This window comes from Stenotrophomonas sp. S4 (genome assembly GCF_054187805.2).
The window spans coordinates 753,492-771,958 of sequence record NZ_CM196188.1 but is presented as its reverse complement, the minus strand read 5'-3'; the positions used below and the strand labels follow the sequence as shown (position 1 = coordinate 771,958).

The window sequence follows — 18,467 nt, the reverse complement described above, 5'->3', positions numbered from 1 at the left end:
GCTGAAGAGCGCCGCTCGCGTTTTTTGTAGCGTCGAGCCATGCTCGACTGCGGTACGGGGGGCAGTCTGAGAAGAGCAGTCGAGCATGGCTCGACGCTACAAGAGTAGGTCAGGCCGCTTGCTTGATCCGCGCGCCCGGTAGTTCCACCAGGGTCTGGCCGTTGTGATCAAGCAGGCGCAGCGCACCATCATGGTCTTCGGCCAGTGCGGTCAGGCTCTCCACCCAGTCGCCATCGTTGGCGTAGACCAGACCATCGCGTTCGACCAGCGCCGCGCGGTGGATGTGGCCGCAGACGATGCCGTCCAGGCCGCGCCGACGCACGTCATCCAGCCCGGCCTGCACGAAACGCTCGATGTAGCGTTCGGCGGCGCCGCTGCGCTTCTTCAGGAACTCCGACAGCGACCAGTAGCGCATGCCCAGCCGGCGCCGCACGGCGTTCAGCGCCTGGTTGCCGGTCAGGATGCGGTAGTACAGCCAGTCGCCGAACTTTTCCTGCAGGCCGCCGAAGTGGGTCACGCCGTCGTAGTCGTCGCCGTGCGCGACCAGCAGCCGACGGCCATCGGCGGTCACGTGGATGGCGCGGCGGCGCACCTGCATGGCAGGCAGCATCAGCCCACATACGTGGCGCAACGATGCGTCGTGGTTGCCGGGAATGTAGATGATCTCGGTCCCTGCACGGCGCAGCGCGTGCAGGGCCTGGATGACTTCGCTGTGCGACTGCCGCCAGTTGGCGCGGCGATGCGCCATCCACCACAGGTCGATGATGTCGCCGACCAGGTACAACCGTTCGCAGCGCAGCTGCGAGAGGAACCGCGCCAGCTCGGTGGCATGGCAATGACGTGAGCCCAGGTGCACGTCGGAGACGAACACTGCGCGCCGGTGTGGCGACAGGTTCGCCAGCGTGCTCATGCCGGCGTCCCCGCGTCGCGCAGGTAGCGTTTGCGCTTGTTTGGCCGTATCGCGCACAGGTCCACTTCGATCAGGCCGTCGATCGAATCACTGAAGTCAGGGTCGACGCCGAAGGCGAGGAAACGCGCGCCGCCGGGTTCGCACAGATCGGTGTACTGGCGGTACAGCGTCGGCACGCCGGTACCCAGTGCAGCCAGGTTGGCCTTGAGCACATCGAACGCGGCACCTGCATCCAGCTCGCCGAAACTTGGCGGTGCGGCGAAATACTGGAAGGGGCGGTTCGATTCGGCCAGTCCCGCGGTACCGCTGAAGTAGCGCTGGTAGTACGCCACCAGCTGCTCGCGTGCATCACGCGGCAGCGCCGCGCTGATCGACACTGCGCCGAACAGGTAGCGGATGCCCGGCCGGCACTGCAGGTAGGCACCAATGCCCTGCCACAGGTAGTCCAGGCTGCGGCTGCCCCAGTAGTCGGGTACCACGAAGCTGCGACCCAGTTCCAGGCCTTCGGCAATGTGGGTGATGGCATCGTCGGAATAGCGGAACAGCGACGCGCTGTAGAGCCCGGACAGGCCGTGCCGGGCCAGGGCCTGCGCACCGCGCATGATGCGGTAGGCACCGGCGATGCGCTGCGCGGCGGCGTCCCAGATCACGATGTGCTCGTACTGCGGATCGTAATCGTCCAGGTCACGGCTGCGCCCGGTGCCCTCGCCCACCTGCCGGAAGGTCAGCTCGCGCAGGCGGCCCAGTTCCAGCAGCAGCGGTGAATCGGCGGTACAGGTCGCCAGCAGGATCTGCTTGCCGTCGGCGGTCTGGCCCAGCTGGGTGGCGGCAGCGATGCCGGCGGCGACCTGCGAAGGTGGCACCGGGGACGCCAGCGGCTCGGGGCCCGCAACAGCAGCGGCATCGCCCGCCGCCCCATTACGGCCCAGCGCATAGAGCGCGCGGCGTACCGCCAGCAGTTGGGCGCCCGGATCACCGCCCTTGCCCAGCTGCATCGGCTCGCCGATGCTCAGCCGCAGCGGACGGCCACGACGGGTGAACATCTCGCGCGCCAGCAGCGCGGTGCCCGCCGGCTTGAACAGGGTCGAGGCGCCGTAGAACAGTGCCGAGTTGCGCGCCTCCACCCGCACCGGCAGCACCGGTGCACCGGCCGCGCGGGCAAAGCGGACGAAACCGCGCTGCCAGCGGCCGTCGCGGATGCCGCGCAGCGACAGCCGCGAGACCTCGCCGGCCGGGAACACGATCACGCACTGCTCGGCGGCCAACGCCTCCTCGACGGCATGCAGGCTGCCGCGCTGGGCCTTGCCACCGAGGATGCGCACCGGCAGCAGCAGGTCCTGCAGTGGCGCGATCGCCCCCAGCAGGTCGTTGGCCACGATGCGTACGTCGCGGCGGATGCGGCCGACCGCGTCCAGCAAGGCCAGCGCGTCCAGGGCACCGGAGGGGTGGTTGGCGACGATCAGCAGGCGGCCGGTGGCCGGGATCTTCGCCAGCGCGGCCGGGTCCACCTGGTACTGGCCGTCGATGAACTCCAGGCCGGCGGCGACGAAACCGAAGCCACGCAGGCCTGAGCTGCGCTGCAGGAAGGCTTCGATCTGGTCCAGCCGCGACCAGCGACCGACGCTGCGCAGCAGCGGCCGCGCCAGTTGGCCACGACGGCCATGGAACCAATCGGGGAAGCGTTGCTGGAGACGCTGTTCAAGTTCCTGCATGGCAGATCCACTCATGCCCGGCGGCCGGATTGGCCGACAGCCTGCGCCCGCCAGGCGGCAGCCAGATGGCGGTTTTGGGGCAGAACGATGACGGCCGAACAGCCGCTGCCGGGCTGCTACCGGCCCGCGCAGTCGGGGCCGGTAGCAGCCCGGTGCGTTGTCACGCTGGTGGAACACTGGGCCTCGAGGCTGGGCCCCAATCCCGGCCGGACGGCCCCTGCCGGGCCTACGCGGGCTTAACCACCGGCAACCGGTACAGGTTCACAATGCACAGGCGGCGCACCCCGTGTATCATTCGCGCCCATCTTTCCATCCGAATCAAGGGATATTACGCCTGATGTCCAGCTATCTCTTCACCTCCGAGTCGGTCTCCGAAGGCCATCCGGACAAGGTTGCCGACCAGATCTCCGATGCGGTGCTGGACGCGATCCTGACCCAGGACCAGCGCGCCCGCGTGGCCTGCGAGACCATGGTCAAGACCGGTGTTGCCATTGTGGCCGGTGAAATCACCACCAGCGCCTGGATCGACCTGGAAGCGCTGACCCGCAAGGTCATCACGGACATCGGCTACGACAGCTCCGACGTCGGCTTCGACGGCGCCACCTGCGGCGTGTTGAACCTGATCGGCAAGCAGTCGCCGCACATCGCCCAGGGCGTGGATCGCAAGAAGCCGGAAGAAATGGGCGCTGGCGACCAGGGCCTGATGTTCGGCTATGCCACCAACGAGACCGACAGCTACATGCCGGCCGCGATCCACCTGTCGCACCGCCTGGTCGAGCAGCAGGCCAAGATCCGCAAGAAGAAGAACTCGCCGCTGTCGTGGCTGCGTCCGGACGCCAAGAGCCAGGTCACCCTGCGCTATGAAAACGGCGTGGTCTCGGCCATCGACGCCGTGGTCCTGTCGACCCAGCACGCCCCGGGCATCAAGCAGAAGGACCTCATCGAGGCCGTCCGCGAAGAGATCATCAAGCCGGTGCTGCCGGCCAAGTGGCTGCACAAGGGCACCAAGTTCCACATCAACCCGACCGGCAAGTTCGAGATCGGCGGCCCGGTGGGCGACTGCGGCCTGACCGGCCGCAAGATCATCGTCGACACCTACGGCGGCTGGGCCCGTCACGGTGGTGGCGCCTTCTCCGGCAAGGACCCGTCCAAGGTCGACCGTTCGGCAGCCTACGCGGCCCGCTACGTCGCCAAGAACGTGGTTGCCGCCGGCCTGGCCGACCGTTGCGAAGTGCAGGTCTCCTACGCCATCGGCGTGGCTGAGCCGACCTCGATCTCGGTCACCACCTTCGGCACCGGCAAGATCAGCGACGACAAGATCGAGAAGCTGATCCGCAAGCACTTCGACCTGCGCCCGTACGGCATCATCAAGATGCTGGACCTGGTGCACCCGATGTACCAGCAGACTGCGGCCTATGGCCACTTCGGCCGCAAGCCGAAGGAGTTCAGCTACCTCAACGGCGAAGGCGAGACCGTCAACGCCACGGCCTTCTCCTGGGAGAAGACCGACCGCGCCGCCGCCCTGCGCGCCGATGCGAAGCTGAAGTAAGAAACACGAAGGGCCGCGCAAGCGGCCCTTCTCTTTTCTGGTAGAGCCGGCCGCTGGCCGGCTTTTTCATGGCCTCCAGAAACAATCGCGTGGTTGCCGGCCAGCGGCCGGCACTACCGGTTGCCGATACAATCGCCGCATGTCGACCGAACTGAAAACCCACCAGCTGTCCATGACCGTGCTGATGTCGCCGGAGATGGCCAATTTCTCCGGCAAGGTCCACGGCGGCGCCATCCTGCGCCTGCTCGACCAGGTCGCCTACGCCTGCGCCAGCCGTTACGCCGGCAGCTACGTGGTCACCCTGTCGGTGGACCAGGTGATGTTCCGCCAGCCGATCGCGGTGGGCGAGCTGGTCACCTTCCTCGCCTCGGTGAACCATACCGGCACCTCGTCGATGGAGATCGGCATCAAGGTGGTGGCCGAGGACATCCTCAAGCGCAGCGTGCGCCACGCCAACAGCTGCTTCTTCACCATGGTGGCCGTGGATGAGGAAGGCCGGCCAACGCCGGTGCCGCCCCTGCAGCCGGTCACGTCGGACGAGAAGCGCCGCCAGGCAGCCGCACTGATCCGCCGCCAGCTGCGCCAGGAAATGGAGCAGCGCCATCTGGAACTGCTGGCGTCGAACCCGCCGTCGCCGGAAGAATGAGGGCGTGCGGGGCAAGCCCCGCACCCACCGAGGCAGATAGCGCCGGGCCATGCCCGGCGGATGCGGATCAACCCGTGTTCTGCACGCCCTGCGAAACACCGTTCACGCAGGCCACCAGCGCGCGCAGCAACTCGTCATCCTCGCGCCCGCTGGTCCGCCATCGCTGCAACAGGTCCACCTGCAGCACGCTGATCGGATCGACGTAGGGATTGCGCAGGCGGATCGACAGCGCCAGCCGCGCATCGTGGTCGAGCAGCGTCTTTTGGTCCATCAGCGCCAGCAGCCAGTGCCGGGTCAGTTCCAGTTCGCGTTGCACCTGCGGGAAGAAACGCTCGTGCAGGTCGCCCGACAACAGCGAGAACTGCTCGGCAATGGTGATATCGCCCTTGGACAACACCATCGCGATGTCGTCCAGGAACGTACGGAAAAACGGCCAGTCTCGCGCCATGTCGCGCAGGGTCTGTTCGTGGCCGGCATCAACCGCAGCTTGCAGGCCACTGCCCACGCCATACCAGCCGGGAATCACGGCGCGTGCCTGGCTCCAGGCGAACACCCACGGAATCGCACGCAGGTTGCCCAGTGCAGCGTCCTGGCCGAGCCGGCGCGATGGCCGCGAGCCCAGCGTCATCCGCTCGATCACGTCGATCGGCGTGGCGGTGCGGAAGTAGTCCATGAAGCCGGCCTGGCCAACGAACGCGCGATACACCTCGCTGCTGGCAGACGCCACCGCGTCCATCACCGGGCGCCACTCATCTTCGCGGGGTTCGGCGGCGCGCGGCCGCAGGCTGGCGCGCAGCACCGCACCGGTGGCCTGTTCCAGCGAGCGCAGCGCCAGTGCACGGATGCCGTACTTGCGATGGATCACCTCGCCCTGCTCGGTCACCCGCAGGCGGCCATCGATGCTGCCGCGCGGCGAGGCATCCACCGCGTGCGTGGTCTTGCCGCCACCGCGGCTGATCGAACCACCACGGCCATGGAAGAAGGTCAGGCGGATGCCGGCCTCGGCCGCCACCTCCAGCAGTTCCACCTGCGCACGCTGCAGGCCCCACCGCGAAGCGGCGATGCCGCCGTCCTTGCTGCTGTCCGAATAGCCCAGCATCACCATCTGCACGTCATCACGTGCGTGCAGGTGTGCGCGGTACACCGGGTCGGCCAGCAGGCCGCGCAGGGTCGCGGTGCCGCGCTTGAGGTCGTCCACGGTTTCGAACAATGGCGCAATATCCAGCGGCACCGAACCGCCCTCTTCCACCAGGCCGCCACGGCGTGCCAGCGCCAGTACCGCCAGCACATCGCTGCGGTCATGCGCCATCGAAATGATGTAGCTGCCCAGCGCATCGCCGCCATGGCGCGCACGCGCATCGGCCAACGCCGCGAACACAGCGTCCAGTCGCCGGTTGCCCTCGTCCTCGCCTTTCGGCAACGGCGCGTCACCACTGGCATGCGGCGCCAGCAGCCGCGCGCGACCCAATGCATCCAGACCGTCCCACGCTGCGTCGCCGCCCAGCACGGTGGTCAGCGCGCGCGCGTGCACGCTCGATTCCTGGCGCACGTCCAACCGCGCCAGGTGGAAGCCGAAGGTCTTCACTCGCCACAGCAGGCGCTGCACAGCGAAGCCACCGGCATGTTCGCCGCGGTTCGCGCGCAGGCTGTCGAGGATCAGCTGCAGGTCGTCTATCAGTTCGTCAGGACCGGCGTAGGCGCCTTCGCCGTCATCCAACGTGGCCTGCAGGCGTGCGCGCATGCGGTCGTTGAGCAGGCGGTAGGGCATGTCGGCGTGGCGCGGACGCGACTGCACCTGCGGCAGCAGCTGCTGGTAGTGCGCCACGCGCGCCTGCAGCGCCTCGCTCACGCCCACCCGCTCGGTGGACTGGCTGAGCAGGCTGGCCAGCTGCAGCAGTTCCTTCTGGTAGCGCCCGAGTACCGCCTGCCGCTGCGCATCCAGCGTATTGCGGATGGTGTGGGCATCCACGTTCGGATTGCCGTCCATGTCACCGCCCACCCAGGTGCCGAATCGCAGCAGGCGTGGCAGCGGCAGTTCCTCGCCGTAGGTATCGCGCAGCGCCTGCTGCAGCGATTCGTACAGCACCGGGATCACCCGGTACAGCACCTGCACCAGATAGAAACCGACGTGCTCGCGCTCGTCATCCACGGTGGGCCGCACCGGCGAGGAATCGGTGGTCTGCCACGAAGCGGTCAGCGCCATGCGGAAGCGCGCGGCATCGGCGGCCGCTTCCCCCGGCGTGCGCCGGCCGTCGAGGTTGTCGACCAGGCTGGCCACCATCAGCTGCTCTTTCTCCAGCAGCGCGCGGCGCACGGCTTCGGTCGGGTGCGCGGTGAACACCGGTTCGATATCGATGCGGGGCAGCCACTGCGCCAGCTCGTCCAGGCCCACGCCCTGCGCCTTCAGGTGCTGCAGCGCATCCTGCAGGCCGTCGGGCTGCGCCCCCGCGGTACCGGCACGCTGGTAGTCACGGCGGCGGCGGATGCGATGCACGCGCTCGGCGATGTTGACCACCTGGAAGTAGGTGCTGAAGGCCCGCACCATGGTCTCGGCCTGCTGCGGCGAGCGCCCGGCCAGCCCTTCTGCCAGCTCCGACAGCGGCGCCTGGTTCTCGCGGCGGGCGATGGCGCGGGTGCGCACGTCTTCGACATCGTCGAGGAAGGCTGCCGATACCTGCTCGACCAGCAGGTCACCGACCAGTGCGCCGAGCCGGCGCACGTCATCGCGAAGCGGAAGATCGGGGGAAGCAAACTCGATGCTGCTGCGGTACTCGTTCATCGGCGACGCACAGGCCTCGGTCAACGGATCCAGACCCCAAGCCTAAACCAGAACGGGCGTCGTGCTGCGATGCAAAAATGGTTTCATCTGGTAGTGCCGGCCGCTGGCCGGCAACCTCAGGTTGTGTGGCTCCATGAGGTTGCCGGCCAGCGGCCGGCACTACCGGGTCCGGTCAGCGCTTCTTCTTCGCCTTGCCCTGCCCAGCCGGGCCGATGGTCTGCTCCAGCCAGCGCTCGCTTTCGGCCAGCATGGTCATGATCGATTCGCGTGCGCGGTAGGCATGCGACTCATTCGGCAGCATCACCAGACGCGCGGTGCCGCCCAGGCCCTTCACCGCCGCGAACATGCGCTCGCTCTGGATCGGGAACGTGCCGGAGTTGTTGTCGTCCACGCCGTGGATGAACAGGATCGGATCCTTGATCCTGTCGGCGTAGTTGAACGGCGCCATCTTCTGGTAGACGTCCTGCGCCTGCCAGTAGTTGCGCTCCTCGGCCTGGAAGCCGAACGGGGTGAGCGTGCGGTTGTAGGCGCCGCTGCGCGCGATGCCCGCCTTGAATAGGCGCGTATGCGCCAGCAGGTTGGCGGTCATGAACGCACCGTAGGAATGGCCACCAATGGCGATGTGATCGCGGTCGGTCACGCCACGGCGCACCACTTCATCCACGGCGGCCTGCGCGTTGGCCACCAGCTGTTCGATGTAGGTGTCGTTCGGCTCCTTGTCACCCTCGCCGATGATCGGCATCGACGGGCTGGCCAGCACCACATACCCCTTGGCCAGGAACGCCTGCGGGCCCCAGTAGCTGACCGCATTGAAGCGGTACGGCGAATCGGTCACCTGGCTGGCCGCGGCCGCGCTCTTGAACTCACCCGGATAGGCCCACATCAGCAGGGGGCGCGGGCCGTCGCGCTTCGGGTCGTAGCCCGGCGGCAGCAGCAGGGTTGCGGTCAGGTCGACGCCGTCCTTGCGCTTGTAGCGGATCTGCTCCTTCTGCACGCCCTTCAGCTGCGGCAGCGGATGCGCGAAGTGGGTCAGCGCACGCGGCGCAGCACCGGCATCGGCCAGCGACTGCACGTAGAAGTTGGCCGGCTCGTCCGGGCTCTCGCGGCTCAGCAGCAGCGAACTGCCCTGGTTGTCCAGCAATGCCACCGGCAGCGAATAGCTCGGCGCCTGCGAGTGGAACAGGCGCGTTGCCTTGCCCGTGGCGATGTCGAAGCGGTCCACGAACGGACGGTCGCCTTCCGGCGAAGCGCCGGCACCGGCCAGGTACAGGCTGCTGCCATCGGGGCTGGTCTGCAGCAGCGAACGGCCCCGCTCATCACTGGCCAGCAGCGGCCGGCCCGGATCGGCATAGCGGTCTTGCGCATCGCGGTCCCACAGCAGGCGCGGTTCGGCGCTGGCATTGTCCGGGGCGATCAGCCAGGTCTTGGTCTTGCGGGTCTTCCACCACGATTCGGTCAGCAGGGCCAGGTCACCGCGGCCCCAGCTGATGCCGGCCAGGCGGCTGCCAAGCTGGGCCAGCGTCACCGGCGGCGTGTCGAACGGCGCGGCCTGCATCAGCACCGCATCGCGCACCTTGGCGTCCTTATTCGGGTCGCCTCCATCCTGCGCTTCGGCCCAGACCAGGGTCGCTTCGGCATCACCACGCCAGCCGATGTCACGCACGCCGGTCACTTCGGCATCGTTGCCGGTCGGCAGGCCTTCCACCAGCGGACGTACGGCCACGGTATGCACCAGCTTGCCGCTGGCAAGGTCGATCACTTCGATGCGGCGCGGGAAGCTGCTCACCGGCACCACGTAGGAATACGGACGCTGCACCGGTTGGCGCAGCACGAAGCGGCCATCCGGCGACACCGAGAAGCCCATGAAGATGCCGGCCGCGCCGATCGCCCGGGTGGTGCCATCCAGGCTGACTTCCACCGGCTGGGTGGTGGCGTAGTAGTCGAACTGGCGCGCGTCGGCTTCGTTCTTCAGCAGGTCCTGGTAGGTACGGATCGACACCACGCCATCGCCCTGGCGGGTCTGCTGTACGGCGGGGCCGGTCGGGATGCCGTCGGCGGCCGGGGCCGCACCGAGGTTGGCCGGGCGGGTGAACACCACCAGCCCGCGGCTGTCCGGCAGCCACTGGTAGCCGCTGCCGATCACCGTGTTCAGGCCGGCAACGAGGCGGCGGGCACTGCCGCCGGCCACGTCCACCAGCCACAGTTCGTTGGCGCCGCTGGCGGCGTCGACCTGGTTGAAGGCCAGCCACTTCTGGTCCGGCGACCACATCACACTGGCGATCGACAGCTTGGCCGGCAGGCCGCCGATCGGCCGTTCCTTGCCATCAGCCACGTTCATCAGCCACAGCTTCTCGCCGAAGCTGAAGCGGCTGTCGGAGAACGTGCGCGGGTTGATGCGCAGGCCGGCCAGCTTCAGTTCCGGCTGCGCCACCACCTGGATCGACGGCAGCGACGGCATCTGCATCAACGCGGCCACGTCGCGGCGTGGCGACAGGTACAGCGACGGCGCGCGCGGTGCATCGACCACCGCCTGCAGCGCCGCCGACGGCAGTTCGTAGCCGTTGACGCCCTGGGCTTGCGTCGCCGCAGGCTGCGGGGCCACCGCCCAGGCCAGCGGGGCCACGGCCAGCAGTCCCATCGACAGGACCAGGCCGGTCCAGCGCCGCGTACGGCGCGCGTGCATGCTCATCGTTCCACCTGTGTGATGCGTGAAAACACCGACCTTAACAGGCCGTGCACGCCCGCCCATCTGCCGATGGTTGGGTCATCCGGATGTCATGCCGGGGCCGCGATATAATGGGGGTTCTCCCCTGCCGAGGGGCGCTGCGACCGGATCCGATGAGGCCCGGCCAGGCTCGGTGAGGTGGCTTTGTAACAACGGCGCCCGGCTAGATGCGAGCACCCGCTCGCCCACAACCGGAGCACACGAATGAATGCTGTTGCCAAGACCTTCTCCACCGAAGGTGATTACAAGATCCGCGATATCACGCTGGCCGACTGGGGCCGCAAGGAACTGGACATCGCCGAGCACGAAATGCCGGGCCTGATGTCGATCCGCCGCAAGTACCAGGCCGAGCTGCCGCTGAAGGGCGTGCGCGTGACCGGCTCGCTGCACATGACCATCCAGACCGCGGTGCTGATCGAGACCCTGAAGGACATCGGCGCTGACGTGCGCTGGGCCTCGTGCAACATCTTCTCGACCCAGGACCACGCGGCTGCCGCCATCGCCGCCACCGGCACCCCGGTGTTCGCCTGGAAGGGCGAAACCCTGGAAGAGTACTGGGACTGCACCCTGGACGCGCTGACCTTCACCCTGGCCGACGGCACCCTGACCGGCCCGGAGCTGGTGGTCGACGACGGCGGTGACGTGACCCTGCTGATCCACAAGGGCTACGAGCTGGAAAACGGCAGCGACTGGGTCAACACCGCCTCGTCCTCGCACGAAGAACAGGTCATCAAGAACCTGCTCAAGCGCGTCGCCAAGGAGCGCCCGGGTTACTGGGGCCGCGTGGTCAAGGACTGGAAGGGCGTCTCGGAAGAGACCACCACCGGCGTGCACCGCCTGTACCAGCTGGCCCAGGCCGGCACCCTGCTGATCCCGGCGATCAACGTCAACGACTCGGTCACCAAGAGCAAGTTCGACAACCTGTACGGCTGCCGCGAGTCGCTGGCCGACGGCCTGAAGCGCGCGATGGACGTGATGCTGGCCGGCAAGGTGGCCGTGGTCTGCGGCTACGGCGACGTCGGCAAGGGCTGCGCCGCTTCGCTGCGTGCCTACGGCGCGCGCGTCATCGTCACCGAGATCGACCCGATCTGCGCCCTGCAGGCGGCGATGGAAGGCTATGAAGTCAACACCATCGAATCGACCCTGGGCCGTGCCGACCTGTACGTCACCACCACCGGCAACAAGGACATCATCCGCATCGAGCACCTGAGCGCGATGAAGGACCAGGCCATCGTCTGCAACATCGGCCACTTCGACAACGAGATCCAGGTCGACGCGCTGGTGTCGTTCGCCGGCATCAAGCACGTCAACATCAAGCCGCAGGTGGACAAGTACATCTTCCCGAACGGCAACGCGATCTTCCTGCTGGCCGAAGGCCGCCTGGTGAACCTGGGCTGCGCCACCGGCCACCCGAGCTTCGTGATGTCCAACAGCTTCGCCAACCAGACCCTGGCACAGATCGACCTGTGGGCGAACAAGGACAGCTACGAGAAGAAGGTCTACCTGCTGCCGAAGAAGCTGGACGAAGAAGTGGCCCGCCTGCACCTGGAAAAGATCGGCGTGAAGCTGACCACCCTGAGCCAGGAACAGGCCGACTACATCGGCGTGCCGGTGGAAGGCCCGTTCAAGCCGGACCACTACCGCTACTGATCGTGCCGGGGTCGGATCCCTTTCCGCAGGAAAGGGCTCTGACCCCAGCAACGTAAGTAGAAAGAACGGGCGCCTTCGGGCGCCCGTTCTGCGTTCGCGTGTGGCCGTACACCACGTATCCACGCATGGCGTGGATCTACTGATCGTCCGGCCCCAGTAGATCCACGCCATGCGTGGATATCCCCGGCCAACCCCCGGTAGATCCACGCCATGCGTGGATGCTCCACCCGCAATAGCCTCGGTCAAGGCAACACCCCTGCCCCGCGCTAGGATGCACCCATGACCCCGGCCATCAACCTGCTCAAGCGCGAGAAGATCGCCCACACCGTGCGCAGCTACGTGCACGACGCCCACGCCGAATCCTATGGCGGCGAAGCCGTCGACAAGCTCGGCCTCGACCCCGCCCAGGTGTTCAAGACCCTGCTGGCCAGCACTGAAGCACATGAACTGCTGGTGGCAATCGTGCCGGTCGCCGGTCAGCTCGACCTGAAGGCGCTGGCCGAAGCCGCCGGCTGCAAGAAGTGCGAGATGGCCGCTGCTGATGCCGCACAGCGCGCGACCGGGTATCTGGTCGGTGGCATCAGCCCGCTGGGGCAGAAGAAGCGCCTGCGCACCTTCCTGGACGCCAGTGCCGAAGCGCTGCCCACGCTGCATGTCAGCGCCGGGCGCCGCGGCCTGGAAGTGGAATTGGCACCGGCCGATCTGCTGCGCCTCACCGCCGGCCACTACGCTGCCATCGGCAAGTCACGCTGATGCGCTGGCCGTGGTCTGCAGCGCCGATACCCCGGCTCGACGATGCACAGGCCGACGTGCTGCTGCAGGACCTGTTGTCGCGCGACGGCACGCGCATCACCGACGCCGCACGCACGGTCGCACGGCTGTTCAGCGCGCCCTCGCTGGATGCATTGGCCGCATACGCGGAATTGATTGAACAGCGCTGCCAGGGCGTCGCGCTCGGCGGCATGCTGATCAGCAACCAGGCGCATCTGAAGGCGGCCCTGCGTCGGCTGCATTACTGGCACGCGCGCGAGGGGTGCCTGTGCGCGCTCAATCCCGGCTACCCGTTCTTCGATCCGCGTCGTCTGGTTGAACAGGGCCAGATGCAGCTGCGCTCGGTGGAAGAAGCCGAAGACGGCTGGGGGGATTGCCACATCGTTACGTGCGAACAGTGCGGCCAGCATTGGCGGGCCATCGACCGCGAGTACCACTACCCGTGGTGGGAATGGATAGCCGCCTGACGGGACTGCAGCCACGCATGGCGTGGCTCTACTGCGGCCCGGTAGATCCACGCCACGCGTGGATGGCATGACCACGCGGAACCGCACCTTCATCAACCGCATTGCCACACGTAGATCCACGCCACGCGTGGATGGCGGTCACTCCACCAGCGCGTACCGCATCGGCACCCGCACGATGGTCAACTCCGGCACTGTGCTCTCTGCTTCGGCACGGACGAAAGGCCAGCCACGCAGCTCGTCCACCGCCGCTTCATCCAGCAGCGCATGGCCGCTGGATGTCTCCACGATCACGGCGGCAACCGTCCCCTGCGCATCAATCAGTGCCTTCAGCAGGCTGCGCCCGGAAAGTCCCTGCTGCACGGCCGCCGGCGGATAGTGCGGCGACACGCCGCGTGCCGGCTTCCACGCAACACCCTCACCCGCGAACAGATCGCGGCTGCCGCGCGCCGCGCAGTGCTTCGGCAGGCGCAACTGCAGGGAAAGCCGCGTGTCGTCCACGCTCACCTCCGCCGGCGCCGCGCAGGCGTGTTGCGTGAGCACCTCCAGCATCCGCTGCTGCCGAAGCAACGCCTTGCCGTTGGCCGCCTCCACCTCCACCACGCAACGACCGCCCTCGGGCTGCATCGACAATGCGGTCACCTCCGCATCGCGCAGCGCGGGAACGGCTGCCAACGACGAGCATGCAATGTCGACAGATGGCTTCGCTGCCAGTACAGGGGTGGCGGGCAACGTGCCCGCCAGCAACACCAGGACCATCCTTGCCCAGATAGCCATGCCTTGCCCTCCATGGGTTTGCCTGGCCCGATCATAGAGCAGCCAGGCATGATCGGCCGATACGTCCCCTCCAGGTTCAGGGTCGCCAGTTGGCGTTGTTCTCCCAGAACGCCACCGAGCGCTGGTAGGCCTCCCGATCCAGTGGCACGCCGGAACCGCCCTCCTCCACGCCCAGCGCATTGCGCATCATGGTGATCGGCGCCATCGGTACCTCTTCCGGTTCGGCGGTGTAGATGCAGCCGACGATGCCCCAGTCGGCCTCGATCGGTGAACCTTCCTTCGCCAGCTGCCCGGCACTGTACAGGATCACCACCAGGTAGTTCGCACGCGGCGATTCCACGCCCTCGAACCAGCGCACCAGTACCGGCAGTTCCTCGCGGTTGCGCGCTTCGTAGCCGCTGCGCAGCTGGTGGCGGTTGGCCTCGGTGACCGGCACCGTCAGGCAGCGCGTGCTGGTCCAGTTCTCGTAGACGAACAGCTTGCAGAACGGCGCGTAGCCGTCGAGCACCTTCAGCGGCGCGTGCGCATTGAGGTGTGCCTCGAACTGCTCGGCAGTGCAGTCCTGGATGGTGTTGCCGCGCGGCACGCGCGGGAACAGGCGGGGACGGGCGAAATCGGTGAGGACGATGGACATGGCGCGGCGTGATCTGGGAATCCGCTGCACAGGGTAACCGCTGGCAGCGCCTACAACGCCATCCGCTCGCGCAGTTCACGCGCCTGCCGCCGCGACACCTCCACCTCGCTGCCATCATCCAGCGCCAGGTCGTAGCCGTCGCCGACGCTGGGCGACACCCCACGGATACGGCGCAGGTTGACCAGCGTGTTGCGGTTGGCGCGGAAGAAAAGATCCTGCGGCAGGCGTGCTTCCAGCGCGCTCAGGCTGCGGGTCAACAGGGCGTTCTGGTCGCGGAACCACAGCCGCGTGTAGTTGCCATCCACCACCAGCCGACGGATCTCGGAGACCGCCACGAACCAGCAGCGTTCACCCTCGCGCACGAACACCTGATCCTGCGCACCCAGCGTGCTTCGCAGTTCCGGCGCGCCGCTCGCCACCACGTCGCGCTCACGCGCCCGCTCCAGCGCTTCCAGCAGGCGCGGTGCCTCCACCGGCTTCACCAGATAGTCCAGCGCGTTGGCCTGGAATGCGCGTACCGCATAGGTGTCATAAGCGGTAACGAACACCACCGCCGGCACCGTCTCCAGTCCATCCAGCACATCGAAGCCGCTGCCGGAGGGCATCTGCACATCCAGCAGCACCAGGTCCGGTGCCAGCGTGGTGATCGCCTCGCGTGCGGCGGGCACATCGTCGGCCTCGCCCACGCACTGCACCCATGGCAGCGCCGACAACAGCGTGCGCAGCTCCTGCCGCGCCAGCCGTGCGTCATCAACGATCAACACGCGCAGCATGCCACTCATTGCGGAATCTCCAGCAGGGCCTGCATGCGGTCACCGACCGGTTGCAGCACGAATCGGCCACGCGTGCCCAGCTGTGCACGCAGGTAGGCCAGGCCGACGCCATGACCATGGGTGGGTTCGCTGCCGGTTGAAAGTGGATTGTCCACCTGCAACCGCAGCACGTCATTGTCCAGCGTGGCGCGGATCTGCACCTCGCCGCCGCCGGGGCGACTGGCGATGCCATGCTTGATCGCGTTCTCCACCAGCAACTGCAACGCCATCGCCGGCAGTTGTGCCTGCGTGGCATCGGCATCGATCTGCCGCCGCACCTGCAGGCGCTGTTCGAAATGGACCGCCTCGATGGCCAGGTAATCGTCGACCACCGCCAGCTCCTCGGCCAGCGTCACCTGTTCGCTGCGGTTGTGGGCCAGCGCCTGGCGCAGCGTGCGCGACAAGCGGGTGACCATGTCACGGGCCCGTTCCGGGTCTTCCAGGATCAGCGCACGCAGGTTGTTCAGCGCATTGAACATGAAGTGCGGGTTGAGCCGCGCACGCAACGCATCGCGCTCCAGCGCGCTGCGTTCGGCCTCGGCGCGCAGGCGGGCCAGCTCACTGTGGCGCGCCCGCCGCAGGCCGTGCAGGCCCGCCCACAACCCGGTCCACATCAGCAGGAACAGCGCGGTGTTCATCCAGTACACCAGCACCGAAGACCACTGGTAATCGGCATGGCCACCAGGCAGCTGCACCCAGCCCAGCGCCAGTGCCGGCAGCAGCAGCGCCGCCGTTACCGCCTGCGCGACGCTGGCCCCGACCACCACGCCGGCGGCCAGTTTCAGCACCAGGCTGCCCAGGCTTCCCTCCCACCAGCGCTGGCGCAGTGCAACCGAACGCAACGCGCCGCTGCACAGCCAGAGTGAGACCGCCACGCTGACGGTGATCAGCACGATGCCGCTGAACACCACGCCGCCGCCGATCCGCATGCCGACCCACAGCCCGTACATCGCATAACCGGCCCATGCCAGTGCATTGAGCGTCCAGAAACGGCGGGAAGGCGTGGTGGCGTCCATGCGGGCTCTCGGTGGTGGCAGGAGGGCGGACAAGGGTCAGGGATGCGCGTCGAGGAAACGCTGCACCTGTTCCTGCAACCAGCGCGGATCATCCCACATCAGGAAGTGGAAACCCTGCGCGCTCATCGCGATCTGCACGCCCTGCAGTTTCGCGTACTGGGCCTGGAACACCGCCCGGGTGCCGTCCTCGGTGCCACCCATCGGCTGGTAGCCGGCCCAGCTGCCGAGCACCAGCGTCGGCGCGGTGATCGAAGCGATGCTGTCGCGCAGGTCGGTGGTCATCACCGCATGCATGGCATCGGCCGTGGTCTGGCGGTCGCTGCCTTCGCCCCAGCGGCCCAGTTCGGCCTGGCGCTGCGGATCGCGGGTCATGCCCGGCAGGCCCGCCTTCAACTGCGCCTGCCATTGCGCGGCGTCGGCGGCCAGCATGCCCTTGCGCAGCTGGTCGGCCACCGGCCGCACGCTGTCAGTGGTGGCCTTGGGGTCACGCGCAGCCGGCAGGAATGGCAGGGCGTCGACCACCACCAGCGCGCTGACCGCCTTCGGCTCGGCCTGCGCCATCTGCAGGCCCAGCAGGCCACCGAGGCTGTGGCCGACCACCACCACCGGGCCCAGGTGCCGGTCATGCAGGTAAGCCAGCAGCTGCCCACGCATCGCCGGCAGGAAGTCGACCGGGCGCGGATCGGCCGCTGCCGCGCCGGCAAAGCCCGGCAGCTGCACGAGGTGGCACTGCACATCCTTCAGGGCCAGGCAGGTCTCGCGCCAGACCTCGGCGCTGCTGTTGAGGCCGGGGATCATCAGCAGCGGGCGGCCCTTGCCGACCACCTCGACCTGCACCCTGCCAGCGGTCGAGCCGGTGGCGGCATGCGCGGAACCGGAGCCGAGCACGGCCATCGCCATGCCGATCATCGCCAGCCGGGCCAGGGCCTTCATCGCGTACCAGAGTGCCAGGAAGATCTTCATCGTCTGCTCCTTCATCAGGTGGGTGGTGCCGGGATGGGATCAGCGTGCCGCCGGCCGCGGCATCCGGGTTGCGATTCCGGAGCAGCGGCCGGTCAGCAGGGCGAACGGTCGCGCACCACGGATGACCTGCCCTCACGCCTCAATCGCACATCCATCTTGATGAAGCGATATACTGATCCGCACCCGCCGCCGCCGCCCGTGCCATGACTGCCATCAGCTTCGAGTTCTATCCGCCCAAGACCGACGAACAGCGCAGCCAGCTGGACCGCGCCGCGGCCAGGCTGAAGGACTACGGCCCCGAATACGTGTCCTGTACCTTCGGCGCCGGTGGCTCGACCCTGAGCTATACCTCCGAGACCGTGCGCCACCTCAACCAGCACCATGGCTTCGAGGCTGCACCGCACCTGTCCTGTGTCGGCGGCACCCGCCAGGAAATCCGCGAACTGCTCAAGCTGTACCGCGCCATCGGCTGCCGCCGCCTGGTCGCGCTGCGCGGCGATCTGCCGTCGGGCATGGGCTTCCCCGGTGACATGCGCTATGCCGCCGAACTGATCGACTTCATCCGCGACGAGCACGGCGATGCGTTCCATATCGAAGTGGGCGCGTACCCCGAAACGCACCCGCAGGCTTCCGACGCACTGGCCGACCTGAAGCACTTCAAGGCCAAGATCGACGCCGGCGCCGACGCGGCGATCACCCAGTATTTCTACAACCCCGATGCGTACTTCCACTTCGTCGATGCCGTGCGCCGGCTCGGCGTGCAGGTACCGATCACGCCCGGCATCATGCCGATCGCCAACTTCAGCCAGCTGCGCCGCTTCTCCGAGCAGTGCGGTGCGGAAATCCCGCGCTGGATCAGCCGCAAGATGCAGGCCTATGGCGATGATGCCGAATCGGTGCGGGCGTTCGGTACCGAAGTGGTGGCCAAACTGTGCCAGCGCCTGATCGAGGGCGGCGCGCCGGGCCTGCACTTCTACACATTGAACCTGGCCAAGCCGACCACGTCGGTGTTGAAGCTGCTGCACGGCTGAAAGCACGCCATGCCACCGCGATCGGCGC

General features: G+C 67.5%; 15 protein-coding genes and 1 riboswitch. Of the genes, 6 read left to right on the top strand and 9 right to left on the bottom strand.

Features of this window, described 5'->3' with window-relative positions; genetic code table 11:
• Positions 1-109: 109 nt before the first annotated feature.
• Both ACUZUJ_RS03410 and olsF read right to left on the bottom strand, forming a co-directional pair.
• The gene (locus ACUZUJ_RS03410) at positions 110-910 is read right to left on the bottom strand and encodes a UDP-2,3-diacylglucosamine diphosphatase (protein ID WP_014036008.1); all 801 of its coding nucleotides are present in this window, start codon (positions 908-910) and stop codon (positions 110-112) included.
• A complete protein-coding gene (gene olsF, locus ACUZUJ_RS03405) occupies positions 907-2,622 on the bottom strand; it encodes a bifunctional ornithine lipid synthase OlsF (protein ID WP_049444388.1) in 1,716 nt (571 codons plus the stop codon). The genes ACUZUJ_RS03410 and olsF overlap by 4 nt, the downstream gene beginning before the upstream one ends.
• 337 nt (positions 2,623-2,959) lie before the next feature.
• On the opposite strand from olsF, the gene metK reads away from it, so the two are divergent.
• Together metK and ACUZUJ_RS03395 are read left to right on the top strand one after the other, a co-directional pair.
• Positions 2,960-4,171: a methionine adenosyltransferase gene (metK, locus tag ACUZUJ_RS03400; RefSeq protein WP_010481882.1), complete on the top strand. Its 1,212-nt coding sequence runs from the start codon at positions 2,960-2,962 to the stop codon at positions 4,169-4,171.
• Positions 4,172-4,310: 139 nt separating this feature from the next.
• Complete coding sequence (locus tag ACUZUJ_RS03395; protein WP_014036006.1) at positions 4,311-4,817, top strand: acyl-CoA thioesterase; 507 nt, start codon at positions 4,311-4,313, stop codon at positions 4,815-4,817.
• 67 nt (positions 4,818-4,884) lie between these two features.
• On the opposite strand, the gene ppc is transcribed toward ACUZUJ_RS03395, so the two are convergent.
• Together ppc and ACUZUJ_RS03385 are read right to left on the bottom strand one after the other, a co-directional pair.
• The gene (ppc, locus tag ACUZUJ_RS03390) at positions 4,885-7,596 is read right to left on the bottom strand and encodes a phosphoenolpyruvate carboxylase (RefSeq protein WP_458220774.1); all 2,712 of its coding nucleotides are present in this window, start codon (positions 7,594-7,596) and stop codon (positions 4,885-4,887) included.
• Between the two features lie 172 nt (positions 7,597-7,768).
• Positions 7,769-10,285 (bottom strand): S9 family peptidase, encoded by a 2,517-nt coding sequence (locus ACUZUJ_RS03385; protein WP_458220773.1) that lies wholly within the window; start codon positions 10,283-10,285, stop codon positions 7,769-7,771.
• Between the two features lie 120 nt (positions 10,286-10,405).
• Positions 10,406-10,489: riboswitch (S-adenosyl-L-homocysteine riboswitch) on the top strand.
• A gap of 36 nt (positions 10,490-10,525) precedes the next feature.
• Here ACUZUJ_RS03385 and ahcY point away from each other — a divergent pair.
• The 3 genes from ahcY (at position 10,526) to ACUZUJ_RS03370 (ending at position 13,209) form a co-directional block, all read left to right on the top strand.
• Positions 10,526-11,971, top strand: a complete 1,446-nt coding sequence (gene ahcY / locus ACUZUJ_RS03380; RefSeq protein WP_004154241.1) for an adenosylhomocysteinase — start codon at positions 10,526-10,528, stop codon at positions 11,969-11,971.
• Positions 11,972-12,250: 279 nt separating this feature from the next.
• On the top strand, positions 12,251-12,724 hold the full coding sequence (gene ybaK / locus ACUZUJ_RS03375) for a Cys-tRNA(Pro) deacylase (protein WP_014036002.1): 474 nt from the start codon (positions 12,251-12,253) through the stop codon (positions 12,722-12,724).
• On the top strand, positions 12,724-13,209 hold the full coding sequence (locus ACUZUJ_RS03370; protein ID WP_049444793.1) for a hypothetical protein: 486 nt from the start codon (positions 12,724-12,726) through the stop codon (positions 13,207-13,209). Before ybaK ends, ACUZUJ_RS03370 begins: the two co-directional genes overlap by 1 nt.
• A 138-nt stretch (positions 13,210-13,347) precedes the next feature.
• Here ACUZUJ_RS03370 and ACUZUJ_RS03365 read toward each other — a convergent pair whose 3' ends face one another.
• The 5 genes from ACUZUJ_RS03365 to ACUZUJ_RS03345 all read right to left on the bottom strand — a co-directional run bounded on the left by ACUZUJ_RS03365 (position 13,348) and on the right by ACUZUJ_RS03345 (position 17,408).
• The gene (locus ACUZUJ_RS03365; protein ID WP_049444795.1) at positions 13,348-13,983 is read right to left on the bottom strand and encodes an energy transducer TonB; all 636 of its coding nucleotides are present in this window, start codon (positions 13,981-13,983) and stop codon (positions 13,348-13,350) included.
• A gap of 76 nt (positions 13,984-14,059) precedes the next feature.
• A complete protein-coding gene (locus tag ACUZUJ_RS03360) occupies positions 14,060-14,617 on the bottom strand; it encodes a DUF3228 family protein (protein ID WP_049425078.1) in 558 nt (185 codons plus the stop codon).
• Between the two features lie 50 nt (positions 14,618-14,667).
• Positions 14,668-15,399, bottom strand: coding sequence for a LytR/AlgR family response regulator transcription factor (locus ACUZUJ_RS03355; protein ID WP_049444798.1), 732 nt, complete (start codon positions 15,397-15,399; stop codon positions 14,668-14,670).
• Entirely contained in the window at positions 15,396-16,445 is a 1,050-nt protein-coding gene (locus ACUZUJ_RS03350; RefSeq protein WP_049444800.1) for a sensor histidine kinase, read from the bottom strand. The genes ACUZUJ_RS03355 and ACUZUJ_RS03350 overlap by 4 nt, the downstream gene beginning before the upstream one ends.
• A gap of 36 nt (positions 16,446-16,481) precedes the next feature.
• Complete coding sequence (locus ACUZUJ_RS03345; protein WP_458220772.1) at positions 16,482-17,408, bottom strand: alpha/beta fold hydrolase; 927 nt, start codon at positions 17,406-17,408, stop codon at positions 16,482-16,484.
• Positions 17,409-17,611: 203 nt separating this feature from the next.
• On the opposite strand from ACUZUJ_RS03345, the gene metF reads away from it, so the two are divergent.
• The gene (metF, locus tag ACUZUJ_RS03340) at positions 17,612-18,439 is read left to right on the top strand and encodes a methylenetetrahydrofolate reductase [NAD(P)H] (protein WP_458220771.1); all 828 of its coding nucleotides are present in this window, start codon (positions 17,612-17,614) and stop codon (positions 18,437-18,439) included.
• Positions 18,440-18,467 lie beyond the last annotated feature (28 nt).